The 12,072-nt window shown below is 34.8% G+C and carries 14 protein-coding genes and 1 tRNA gene; 5 read left to right on the plus strand and 10 right to left on the minus strand.

Translation table 11 applies throughout. The features are described from left to right. Nucleotides 1-237: 237 nt before the first annotated feature. A complete protein-coding gene (locus ACODS7_RS28960) occupies nt 238-378 on the minus strand; it encodes a hypothetical protein (protein ID WP_243169063.1) in 141 nt (46 codons plus the stop codon). Continuing rightward, a complete protein-coding gene (locus tag ACODS7_RS28965) occupies nt 375-1,517 on the minus strand; it encodes an AimR family lysis-lysogeny pheromone receptor (RefSeq protein ID WP_243169062.1) in 1,143 nt (380 codons plus the stop codon). The genes ACODS7_RS28960 and ACODS7_RS28965 overlap by 4 nt, the downstream gene beginning before the upstream one ends. A 771-nt stretch (nt 1,518-2,288) precedes the next feature. Here ACODS7_RS28965 and ACODS7_RS28970 point away from each other — a divergent pair. Beyond that, nucleotides 2,289-2,362: transfer RNA gene (locus tag ACODS7_RS28970), tRNA-Ile, on the plus strand. Between the two features lie 728 nt (nt 2,363-3,090). Here ACODS7_RS28970 and ACODS7_RS28975 read toward each other — a convergent pair. The 7 genes from ACODS7_RS28975 to ACODS7_RS29005 all read right to left on the minus strand — a co-directional run bounded on the left by ACODS7_RS28975 (nt 3,091) and on the right by ACODS7_RS29005 (nt 7,897). Then, the gene (locus tag ACODS7_RS28975) at nt 3,091-3,261 is read right to left on the minus strand and encodes a hypothetical protein (protein WP_176545641.1); all 171 of its coding nucleotides are present in this window, start codon (nt 3,259-3,261) and stop codon (nt 3,091-3,093) included. A 110-nt stretch (nt 3,262-3,371) separates the two neighbouring features. Next, a complete protein-coding gene (locus tag ACODS7_RS28980; protein ID WP_098679090.1) occupies nt 3,372-3,662 on the minus strand; it encodes an ArsR/SmtB family transcription factor in 291 nt (96 codons plus the stop codon). Nucleotides 3,663-3,678: 16 nt separating this feature from the next. Continuing rightward, nucleotides 3,679-4,026: a hypothetical protein gene (locus ACODS7_RS28985; protein WP_243169061.1), complete on the minus strand. Its 348-nt coding sequence runs from the start codon at nt 4,024-4,026 to the stop codon at nt 3,679-3,681. A gap of 128 nt (nt 4,027-4,154) precedes the next feature. Then, nucleotides 4,155-4,742 (minus strand): hypothetical protein, encoded by a 588-nt coding sequence (locus tag ACODS7_RS28990; RefSeq protein WP_098679089.1) that lies wholly within the window; start codon nt 4,740-4,742, stop codon nt 4,155-4,157. Nucleotides 4,743-5,089: 347 nt separating this feature from the next. Then, the gene (locus ACODS7_RS28995; protein ID WP_243169060.1) at nt 5,090-6,412 is read right to left on the minus strand and encodes an AsnC family protein; all 1,323 of its coding nucleotides are present in this window, start codon (nt 6,410-6,412) and stop codon (nt 5,090-5,092) included. A 268-nt stretch (nt 6,413-6,680) separates the two neighbouring features. Then, on the minus strand, nt 6,681-7,106 hold the full coding sequence (locus ACODS7_RS29000; protein WP_243169059.1) for a hypothetical protein: 426 nt from the start codon (nt 7,104-7,106) through the stop codon (nt 6,681-6,683). Further along, the gene (locus tag ACODS7_RS29005) at nt 7,106-7,897 is read right to left on the minus strand and encodes a ParA family protein (protein WP_243169058.1); all 792 of its coding nucleotides are present in this window, start codon (nt 7,895-7,897) and stop codon (nt 7,106-7,108) included. Before ACODS7_RS29005 ends, ACODS7_RS29000 begins: the two co-directional genes overlap by 1 nt. 279 nt (nt 7,898-8,176) lie before the next feature. On the opposite strand from ACODS7_RS29005, the gene ACODS7_RS29010 reads away from it, so the two are divergent. The 4 genes from ACODS7_RS29010 to ACODS7_RS29025 all read left to right on the plus strand — a co-directional run bounded on the left by ACODS7_RS29010 (nt 8,177) and on the right by ACODS7_RS29025 (nt 10,895). Beyond that, on the plus strand, nt 8,177-8,368 hold the full coding sequence (locus tag ACODS7_RS29010; RefSeq protein WP_243169057.1) for a hypothetical protein: 192 nt from the start codon (nt 8,177-8,179) through the stop codon (nt 8,366-8,368). Nucleotides 8,369-8,381: 13 nt separating this feature from the next. Next, complete coding sequence (locus ACODS7_RS29015) at nt 8,382-8,648, plus strand: hypothetical protein (RefSeq protein WP_243169056.1); 267 nt, start codon at nt 8,382-8,384, stop codon at nt 8,646-8,648. 39 nt (nt 8,649-8,687) lie between these two features. Then, complete coding sequence (locus ACODS7_RS29020) at nt 8,688-9,233, plus strand: hypothetical protein (protein WP_243169055.1); 546 nt, start codon at nt 8,688-8,690, stop codon at nt 9,231-9,233. A 459-nt stretch (nt 9,234-9,692) separates the two neighbouring features. Beyond that, nucleotides 9,693-10,895, plus strand: coding sequence for a hypothetical protein (locus tag ACODS7_RS29025; protein WP_243169054.1), 1,203 nt, complete (start codon nt 9,693-9,695; stop codon nt 10,893-10,895). A 104-nt stretch (nt 10,896-10,999) separates the two neighbouring features. On the opposite strand, the gene ACODS7_RS29030 is transcribed toward ACODS7_RS29025, so the two are convergent. After that, entirely contained in the window at nt 11,000-12,031 is a 1,032-nt protein-coding gene (locus ACODS7_RS29030; protein WP_243169053.1) for an N-acetylmuramoyl-L-alanine amidase, read from the minus strand. Between the last annotated feature and the right edge of the window lie 41 nt (nt 12,032-12,072).

Genomic DNA, 12,072 nt, shown 5'->3' on the forward strand with positions numbered 1-12,072 from the left:
CCAGAGTCTTCCACAGCACATCAGCTAATTTTTCTTTCGTCATCTCGCATCGATCAAATTCCATTCTGTTTGTTATCATGAAAATCTCTCCTTTTATCTTTGGTAAAATTTAGTGGTTCATTTTTCGTTTGGAAATATTTTTTGCGCCAACCCTTATATACGACGAAAGTCGCTGCCTATTGGCAACGACTAACATTTTTATCATACATTATATAATTGTTATTATTTTTAGCTGTTTCATCCTGTTCCAGGGTCGCTAGCAACCCTTTGTATATTCTCTATCTTTTTATCTTTACTCATTGCATGATTATTAGATTGAGATACAGTAGCACCCAAAAATCCGACAACGATGATCGTAATGATAATAATTTGTTTCATATAGTAACCTCTTCTTTCATCAAAATTCTTTTCACTCCTTCAGAATAGAAAATATTCCCACTACGCTGAAACGAAAGCAAGGCTGCGCGTAAACCCTCTAAATCATTTGTCGCCTTGGAATAAGCAAATAATTGGTGAGATGTAAAACCTTTTTCTTCCAACGATTTAAACATAGCTAAACCTTTCTCACGGTCTCCATGCAAACATTCATATAACGCTTCTTCATTTTCATGTATGTAATTAAAATCGATTTTATCTATATTAAAATTATACTCCAAGTACACATGTGCTAAAGTGGTTTTAAACGCAAAGAATTTTTGTGATTGTTTAGGGACTTTAATTTCTTCAAGCCAAGACAACGCTTCTATGATATGCTTTTCCGCAGTCAAGGGGCATTCATATATATACGTCTCGCCCAAGCACCCTTTAGCGGTAGCTTTTAAAATCGGCACTTCTAATTCACAGTTTATTATGTCATAACATTTTTCTCTTGCTTCTTTGATATCATTATTCAATAAATATTGGTATGCCATTCTTTCATTATACTGGATGGTTAAACAATCTTGTATGAATTTTTGCTCAATTTCTTGCAAATTTTTATAAGCTAATGCAGCATACGGTGCAGTTGCTTTCGCATTATCTTGATCATACATAGCAACCATGTATATTAAATTCATTAACGTTTGACATTCCGGGTCGCTAGATATGGCTGACTCTTCTACCTTATCAATCAATTCTTGCCCTTTTAATTTATTTTCACTTCTCTGATTATATATATCATAGACCTTCAAATATTTTTCCACCTGTGCATTTTCCTTATTCATTTCTACGAGCTGAGTAATAATGTTATATTCGCCACAAACGTGCGCAAAGCACAACCCCTTTCGGATATTTAAAGGTGTTTTAGCTTCTAAAATAAAAAGATTCATTCGTTTTCTACGCGATGCATGATCTTCATAAAGAGCATATACAATTTTTAGAAATACATCTAGCTTCATCTCTGTTTTACTTTGTCCCGTTAAACCTTTAATAATCTTCTTTCTATCGATTCCTAGCATTTTAGCAAATTTTCTCATCGACATTTTTGCTAAAATTAATGCATGCATTTCGTCCTTAATTGTTTGTAATTCACTTTGCATATTATCCCCCTCCCCTAGAACTAATAAAAAGATCTCAACCCTAACTTTTTCCATAGGAATGCTGTACTACAAGACATATGTATGTTAAAATGTGCAGGAACTCGTATGTAGCGAAGTGTTTTCCTAAGGTAGCGTTAGGTGAACGGTGTCAGAGGTTTGGTCACTCTATCTCTTACACACGCTCTGCGAGTTTATTTTGTATGTTTGATTTTATTAATGTACATGTATTCAATAATCATTACGAATAATTCCAATATAATTGCTTAATTCTTAAGAATCATCTGTTAAATCAAAGTGGAATTCTACTAAAACCTTTGGTATCAATGGTTTTAAATACCTTTAACCTCATGTAATTATATCATTTTTAGACATACGACAACATAGTTAGCAACCCCAAAAAAACTTTCTCAATATACAATTACCTGAAATTAACAGATGATTGCGGTTTAAGTGGTCTGTACATCTACCAAATTAAAAATTGGCTGAGAATAATCCCCTCCAATTTTTACGTTTTTCATATATCTAACTTATTTCCACCATAATATACCTTTTATCTATGTTGAATTTTCTCAATATTTGTCGATGTGGATGTGTGGTAAAATACTGTTAGGCATTGAAACCCTTTCTTGTTATTACTTAATGAGATAGTTTACCAACAAAGAAGAGACGCTTTCGTTATGATTGCGTTTTTTCTTTTTGTATAAAGATGTGGTAAAATACTTATGCATATAGTTATTACGGCGACTAGTGTGGAAAGCTAGTCGTACCAATGGACCTTTAGCTCAGCTGGTCAGAGCAGACGGCTCATAACCGTCCGGTCATAGGTTCGAGTCCTATAAGGTCCATATTTTATTAAAAAGGGGAGACTATTATTGAAGAAGCCGTTTTGGATTCTTGGAATTACCTTTCCTATTTTCACAATCTTAGTTGTACTATACTACATACATACTGAAACTATGGTAGGTTCTCTACACAATGTTATAACCATCGCTGTTTCGTTCGGAATCACACAACTGATTCTTGGCTTGTTTCTTGGGCACAGAGCTACAGAATATACTAAATTTCAAGCAGTAGTTCTATTCGTACTATTGTCAATAATATCTATCGGAATAGATGGGATTATATACACTATTTTATATGAATACATACCAAATAACTTTCAGGGATTTTCTTTGGAAATCTTACTTACAGCAGCCATGTTTTCTATAGCATTATTAATTATCCCAGTAATACTACTTAACGGACTAGTCTTGGCAATGTATATTTTCTTATTTCATAAAACCATATAAACCTTTCATTCCATAACCATGCAAAACAGAAGTTTCTCAATATATGTCGAAACTTTGTATGATAGTATATAACTAATCCTTACGTTTGATTCACATTCAAAATTACAAAACGAAAAAAGACAGCCCCCATTCAACATCTGGAAATGAGGGTTGCCTTTTTTCAAACATATTTGTTATAATGATGGTACAAACAAAGTATAGTTAACTATTTTTATGCATAAAATAAAAGAAGAGATGCGCTAACATCTCTCCTAGTAACTGTTACCGTGAAGGTAGTGGTTATCTTACTTTTTAGATTTTTTCAAAACCCACTTTTTCAACTTGTCACGGCTGAGGGTGGGTTTTTCATTGTTTTCATTTTCTTTATCTAAAAATTGCTTTCTGAAAAAATACGCAGATCCTTCACGTATAATCCCTTTTGCCATTTCCTTCAAAAGCTCTACAATGAATTCCATGATTATCACCTCCTTCCATCACAAAATGGAAAGAAGTTAATAACCAACCACCCTCACAATATACAGTTGTCTTTATTCTATCATACTTTCATATTCTTACCAATGAAAATTTATAATCCTAATGTTTTGATAATTTTAATAACAGTTGGATCGTCCACACGATAAAAGACTTCTAATCCCTTCCGATCATAACTTACTAATTTCAATGATTTTAATTTATTTAAATGCTGAGACACAGTAGACTGTGGAAGTCTTACTGCTCTCCACAATTCAGATACATTTAGTGGGCCTTTACGTATTAATGTATGCATAATCTCCAAGCGTATAGGGTGCCCTAATACCCTCAATATATCGGCACTTTGTTCATAATCATGTGAATCCATATTAAAACTTTTAGACATAATTTATCTCCTAAAATTAAATACCTTTGCCATGTTCTTTTCGTACAACATTTGTATGACCCTGAACGAATTCTTCAGTAGGAATTACACTCCAACCATTCATCTTCAATTTTTCAATATACGTATATAACACCTTTTCATCCATAGTTTCCATAAGAATTGGCTTCATTGAAACATAACACTCATCCGTCTCATAATTAATCGATGTTTTTATTATCGTATATTCATAAGGCTCGGCATAAAATCCTGGATCATCTAACAAATCCCCTTCCATAGGACGAATAATAGATTTAAATGTCTTCATCAATCCAGAGACATGACTTCCATCTTGTAAAGTCACTAATTGAACTACATATATTTTCACTACTATAACCACCAATATTAAAAAGTACCACCACAAACATGTGATGGTTTCGAAGGATACGTTTGTTACTTACCATATACAATGGCATGGAATTATACTATAGGGACTTTAAATATAGCATACATTCTCTAAAAAGAACATACCCTTTGTTCCCTAGTTACTTTACACTGTTTCTTATGTATGCGGAAAAATAACTCATCTACTTCTCCTTGTGTAATATCCCTAGAAATTACTAATGTTCGTCCAAACGTTTTTTCCCAAGCCCTTTTTAATACAGTAAGCTGACGAGCAGAAACTAAACTACTACATTTCTTATTTGCTACTTGTTTTTTCATTACTTCCAGTTCCAACAATCTTTTCTTTAAATATAAAAAATCCGTTGGTAATTCTTCTTGTAACCCCAAATCACGTAATAAAGTATAAAAATAATTCTTATGTTTCAATGTAGCACTACGTTTTCTCAAAGATACTTCTTTTTCTCTTAATAACTGTTGCAATACAAAACAATCTAGTTCAAGTCCCATACGCTCCCATTTCATAAATAAAGTAGAACCTTGTAAATAACCTTTAAATACCTGCACAAACTCCTCTGTAACAAAAGATACATTTTCCTCAATCACACAATACTGGATATCCTCCAAGAAAAATCGTAATCCCCTAAAAAGATCAGAACGAAAACTATACTGATATCCATGTGATAAATCATGATACAACATCCTCTATACACTCCTATATAAAATTTCACATACCTTACTATAAATAAAATTACAACCTAGAAACCAAATATCCATAACGATTCCCTAGAGACGCTCCAATACCCCACGTTAAATCTCCTGTAAAGTAGGCACCTTCTCAGGCATAGCCAAAAGAATAGGTTGAAAAATAAAACCAGAAATACAATACACCATACAAGTAGCAACCTATAAATCCAACTGAACAACTGGACAAACCGCACCCTAAATAACAACCCAAGCCCCTACAGTAACAGTCATACCGAACACCCTTCCCTATTTTTTTTGCACGTAGTCCAATTATTATAAAAGCTTTAAGCTGACATACTATGTCACCCCCCTATATTTGTTTTTTTATATCGTTGCACCTGACGTATCGATACTCCTAATTTAGCTGATATTTCTTTATTTGTTATGGTTGGCTTTTTCTCTATCAATTCTCTTAATTGTTTTAACTGCTTATCCGTTTGTTCTGTAGATACCGCTAAATATTCTTCTCTTGACTTAACACCTTGATCACGTCTCTTTTTCTTCTGATAACTAGTATTCCTACGTTGTTTCTCCCCCTTACTAATCAACGTCGTCAAATGCTCAATCTCATCTTGCGTGAGATTCAAATTCAGCTTGTCCATGACCGTTGTATTCTTCATTGGTTTAATTAAATTCCTTGGTAGCCCCTGCATCTCGAAATCATTTTTCGTATATGCATCGAAGAACGTTATCGCATCTTTATATGCATCTTTCGCAGTGCGTTCTACTTCTCTTGTTTTCTGTGGGTCTGTGAACCTATCATTCAGTTGCAATGTCATTTCCACCGTTGCACCTTGATGTTTGACAATTAAAGCCGTTGTGAACGCATATATGTATGTCATATCGTGCCTATGATCTATCTCACCTTTTCGCATCTCCACAATCTTTTCTAAATCAACTTTACGCGCTGTATTTAAACTGTAGAGAGTCATAACACCTTTCGGTGCTGGTAACGTCTCTATGATACCCTTATGCTTCGTAGGACGCTTTTTCTCCATCGGTGGTACGTATTCATAGAGTTCCGTCAGTTGATACTCTCGTTTCGTCCAAATATCTACTTCGATTTGCTTGCCAGTCTTACTGTGGACGGAATGTGGTAAACGGAATACGCGAGATAAATCCGAACACGCTCCATCTGCGCCTAGATGCATTAAAGATTTAATTAGGTTATTCGTTATGTATTGAGCCATGTATCGCATAACAGGTGCAGCACCGCCAGAAATGCTGTAAATTAATTGCATGCCACGACCGTGTAATGTTACATTCGGACAGGGTATCGTACCTCTCGCAATTAATCTATTTAACTCTTCCATCACATGCTCTCTCGTCAGTCTAAGTTTATAAAAATCTAAATCTACTCCTATATTGCGTATTTGCCTCAAATCAGCCGTTTTACGACTACCGTGACGAAAAGCGTTCAGAGAGACATAAACGTCCTTAAGAGACAATCTGGAGCTTCTGATGAAGTGTTCTAAGTCATTCAACCCATACCAAATTTGTTTATGCTCTTCTTTGCTTAAATCTAATGTCACCACATAACCCGTTTTTTTCAATTCTGAAAGATAACATTCATGCCATTCTTCAATATACGTTTCTATTTGCGATAGCTGTATCGCTTCCGACATACAAAAAGCCTCCTTTTGAGAATAAAAGGAAGCTACACAAGATACATTTATACTTTACCTGTTGGTTTAAATTTGTTATTATAAAGATACAATTTTAATAAACAACAGGGCTTGAACACCTTGTGTAGTTTCTATGAGAGAGTCTTAATCCTAAAGTTTGGCGACAGCAGGATTAAGACTCTTGTGCTTTTATTCAGATAATTCTACAAATATTTTAACTTAAGATTAGTAGTTTTGTAAACAAGAGGAGGAGCTTAATGCTTGTCCTCTATTTTTCTATTCGATCTAAAAACATTTCAAGCGCCTGATTCACAAGCTCCGTTTTAAATCCTTTTCTTTTCTCTTTAGAAAGCTTCTCCAGGCGTTTAATGGTTTCATTTTTTATCAACCATGTCTGACGCGTATGAGTATCTTCTTTTGTAACATTTTTTTTAAATTGTTCAAGAAACTGTTCAGTAAGTTTATCATGAACATGTTTAGGTTTATCTGCATTTTGTTGTTCATTAATCACTTCATGTTCTTGAATTACTTCAGCAGTATTGGCATTATTAGTTTCTTGAATCTCTTGACGTTCATTAATTGTTTCATTATTAGCTAGTTCTTCAAATGCAGGTACAGTTAGTTTTCCACCTTTTTTCTTGGTTTGAACCCCCTTACCGTAATCTACTAAATCGCCTTTTCCCGCACGAGCCATTATACTGTCACCTCTACTAATAATTCATTTGCTAAATCTACATACAAATCTACAACTTTATCTTTCTTTTTAAGAAGTGTTGCAGGTTTTTTTTCGTATGCTATTGCTTTGGCAAACTTAATTGATTTTGGAATGATTGTTTCAAATACTTTAATGTCCTTTTGTAAACAGAATTTACGACACTCTTGTAATACCTCTTCATGCAGGGTTGTCGTTCTGTCGTATAGAGTCGGAACGACACCGAGAAGATTAAGTTCAGCATTTGTTTTTGTTTTAAATTTTGCGATTGTGTTTACCATTTTCACTAACGATCTCATGCTATAAACTTCTGGTTGAAATGGAATAATGACATCTGTTGCAAATTCTAATACATTCGCTTGAACTAAACCTAAGTTTGGTGGTGTATCAATAAATATGTAATCATAATCTTCCATTGCATCTTTCATTGCTTTTTTCAATAAACCGAAAGGAGTTGGATACTTCATGATTTCTGGAAGAACATCCAATTCAAAAAATGACATATCATCGTTAGATGGTAAGACGTCCACATTATCATGAACATTTATAATCGCATGTTGCACCGGTAAACCATCTACCAAAACATCATATAAAGTATATTGGCATTTATCAGGATTTTGATTAAAAGAAATTAAAGCATTCCCTTGATTATCTGTATCAATAATCAAAACTTTTTTACCTTGCGTAGCTAACACCCCAGCAAGGTTTACGACAAGTGATGTCTTCAAAACCCCACCCTTATTCTGAGAAATAGATATAACTTTAGTCAACATACTCCCTCCTTTTATCTGCTTAAAGTTAGCATAATGAATTTAAACCGTTAAATCAACACTTATATGAATAAATAATTAACTATTGATGTATTAACTTAACTGAACAGTTTAGTTAATATGATCATGATACTATTTCTTTTAATGCTAATGAAAATCCTTTATTTATATAATTCCCCTTATGGTTAAGCCATTTCTATCTACATGTTTTCAAAATCACACTATCCCTGTAAAATCAACCTGTGATACTAACTAGACTACCATAAATTGAAAGGAGACCCTATGCCAAAACGCACTGAATATGAGCTAGCCTATATTTGTTATTATTCGGAACGAGTAGAATTAACTGCGCTTGCTGCTGGATTTGAGCCTAAATTAAAATTAAGAGAAATTATGCCTTTGTTAGACGACTTACGGAAGAAGGGAATCTTTGATTTTTATAAAAATACTTATCAAGAACTATTAGAAGAATGAGGAGATGGGGTTCATGGTAATGAGATGGGAGTGGGAACGCTATGCCGCAGATAAACAGTGCATCGAGCGCGCATTAACCATGTGGAAAGAATGGATACGCAAGAAAAAGACGTATAATGATGATATTGCTGCTGAAGGTACAATGTACGTTGTCAATCACATGAAATTGCGAGATCATCAAGTTGCTGTTATTTTTGACTTTTTCGATGAATATCTAAATTTATTAGATTGTGGCGAAGAACAAGCTGAAAATTTTTATAAAAAGATTATGCGTATGTAGTTCTCATGAACTGGCGCATTAGTAAAGGTGGCTAACTAAATGACAACCGTTTCAGAAAAAGTACTAGATGTATTGGTGATTGGAATTTATGAAGAATACGCAAGAATTTATTCTATGATTACGGAATATGAAGATACTGCTGAATTAGGACCGATAACAAAAGAGATGATTATACAAGCCCATGCAGATTTACAAGAAGCTATCTTGTTTCACCAATGTCATATAACCGGTGTAACAGCTCTCCTGATGGAAGAATCATTTGTGAGTTTAAACCTCCGAGTAAGTGAGGTATTAGGAATGTCTTCTCCCGAACCAAACACTATATTTGGTGAAAAAGTTCCTCTACCTAAAGGAGTAACTGTTTATAGGAAACTAATAGAAAATGAGTTTCGATATATATTTGACCATGTTTCTTTGGGACAACTCGGTGAACTTATTTGTAAAAAAGGAATAGATGGAACATATTGTTTAGAAACGCGAACATGCAATAAGGATACTAAGACTAGTGAAAAAAACAAAATATTTCAGCATATTAGAGAAACGTTAACAAAAGAGTTGCAACTAGATCAAGGGCCTACAGCGTAAAGACATGAAATACTAAAAAAGTGGTATGCCTAATTTACTCGCTGCATAAGCTACTAGTAACAGCTAGACATTCCTCGTTTCATCGGGCACCTTCCCTCGTGGAGGTGCTTTATTATTTTTAAGTCATACTGTATGTAAGTAACTCATATACTAACATTGCCGATACTGCAATACAAAAAAGAAACATCTTATTCTCACTCCAAGATGTTTCTTTTTTTCTGCATATTCACGCGGTGACCGACATATATTCAATTTATATACTATATCACCAATGTCACTTCACCAGAAAAAGAACATTCCTCCCATTCAACCAGGAATGTTCTTTTTTATTTGTAATATTTTACTAAAATAATTTTGCTAGCCTACCTCTATCATCCTATGTTATTTTCAAATTACCTTAAAATTAAAAAATAAATTTAAAATATTTTTTAAGGAACATGCACACTAGGAGGAAACAAAATGAAACTAAAAGTTCTTTCAACAGTTGGACTAGCACTGTCTTTAGGATTAACTAGTTTAGGTTCTGGTGGAACAGCTTTTGCTGAAAAACCTGATGATAGTTACTTCTATCAAATAAAAAATAAACAATACAATGACAAAGCAATGTTTGCAAGTTCCATTATGATGCCTTTGATGATTAATACCCCTACTTTTTTAGTACCTGATTCACAAGTCCAAAAATATATTTTTTATGCACTAGATAATGGATATTATGCAATCGCAAATAAAGATACGGGAAATGTACTTACTAACGCCGAAAATAATGGCTGGGACAAAACAGATGGTGCACGCCCCTATCTTCAAATGGGATGGAGCAACACAAATGACATATCTAGAAAAACTTTTCGGCTTGAGAACGAATACAATGGTTCATTTGTGCTAAGAAACCAATTTGACGGAACAATTGTAAACGGTCATGCGAAAGGAATTGTATTACAAAGAGATTTCGCCAATATTCTCTATAATTACTGGGAACCTACTAATAAAGAACATATAAACGGAAACATGCCGCAACTATTACCAAATCAATCTTTACCAGATGTACCAAAATACACTGGATATGGTCAAAATCTTCCTGATCAAACCGTACCTGTTGTAACAGGTTCTACGATCATGCCAGCTATTATGGTAACAGATAGTAACTGGTCTGATGCTACTAAAATCCAAAATAGTCCTTACTATCGTCTAGTGAAAAAACAATATTGGAAGCGCTTGTATTCACGTAATTTTACTCCGGGTTCAAGTGAAACTGTCACAACTAAAACCGGTATGTCACGAGTAGATGTGGATAGTATGGTTGATAAAACTGGTATTGAAATTAAAGCAGATTTGGGAGCTTCATTTGGAGGTGAAAAAGCTTCTAAAAAAGGAACTGCTTCTTTAGAAGCAAAATTCACAAAAGAATTAACAATAACACGTAGTACAACCACAACTGACATTAATGAAACCACAGTAGAGCAGGTTGTAAAAAATCCTTCTGATACCAAAGACTTTGCTTGGGCAAAATATGCTTTAGCGACAGAATATTCTTTAGAAAGAATGGATGGTAGTAAAGTTTCTAGCCCTTGGACTGTTATTGATGGAACTTCAACACGTGAAACATCATGGCCATCTGGACAGCAACCAACGGTTCAATCAACAAAAACTATTTCTGTAAACTAAGTTCGAAAGAGTATTCCGTTTATTGGGATGCTCTTTCTTTTATTTCAATCATCATACCAACTCGACATGTTATATATGTGAACTTTTTGTATACTATTCGTGAATTACCTCACCTGTACAAAAGCTATGTTCGATGTCACGTAATATACGCACCCTTTCGAATTGTGCACTTTCAATTGCGTGAAGCCATCCACATCTATCTTCTCATCGATTGTAAATCCTTCCCCTTCATCCACTGTACCCGCTACATCTTCATCCTGCCATGACGGAGAATCATAGAACCTTAAGTTATTCACTTTAGAGACTACACGCTTTCCTACAACTAGATTTACTGATTCTTGCTTTTCAAGCCTGATATACGCTGGATTATATTTCACCCATTGTTCACCACCAAGGTTGAGCCAACCATCTTTCTCTCCCCACACTTGATACGCTTCTGGTTTGTGGAGCTGACGAATGACACCATAATTTGTTCCTGTTCCTTTTCGTAGGTTCACATTGTTTCCAAGGATATACGCAACGCCCTGTGTGTGGACGACTGATTCCTCTTCACCTGTTGTTTTCATTCTCTCACCATTGGTATACGCTCGCTGCACATCACTCCTAAACTGAGATTCTGACACGCCATGGCTACGTAAATAATCAATCGGGTCTTCATGATCTGTACCGCCGAGGTACTTTCTCACATCGTTATGCGTCCATAAGCCTTTTTCTACGGATAGATTATTATCTTTTAATATTTTTGCAAGTAATCGTACATACTTCTCATAACTCCTTTTAAACTTAGCGTAATCAGCTGTCTCACATAACTCTACATGGACAAATCGTTTATTCGCCGCTGGCCCCGCTCCATACGCAATATACTTTATATCCGCAATTTGAATGGTTTCATTCCAGTCCACTACGCAATGCACAAACGCATTTCTCCAGGTACGAGTTTCATAACGTTGAATATTAATAGCTGGCGCTTCAGGTGTTGCCGTACTGTGGGCAACCACACCTTCATATAACCCTACACCGCCCCTGTATGGCGTTTTCGGCACATCCGGTATCAGAAGTACTCTGTCCGCAAAAACGCTTGTAGAAAGTGAAAATAGGATACATAACGTTGCAATTATCCCTAGTAATCGTTTCATTTTTGTTTCTCCTCCCATAGAAAAACGCACCACCGATTGGC

It is taken from the genome of Bacillus sp. FG16 (genome assembly GCF_057809515.1).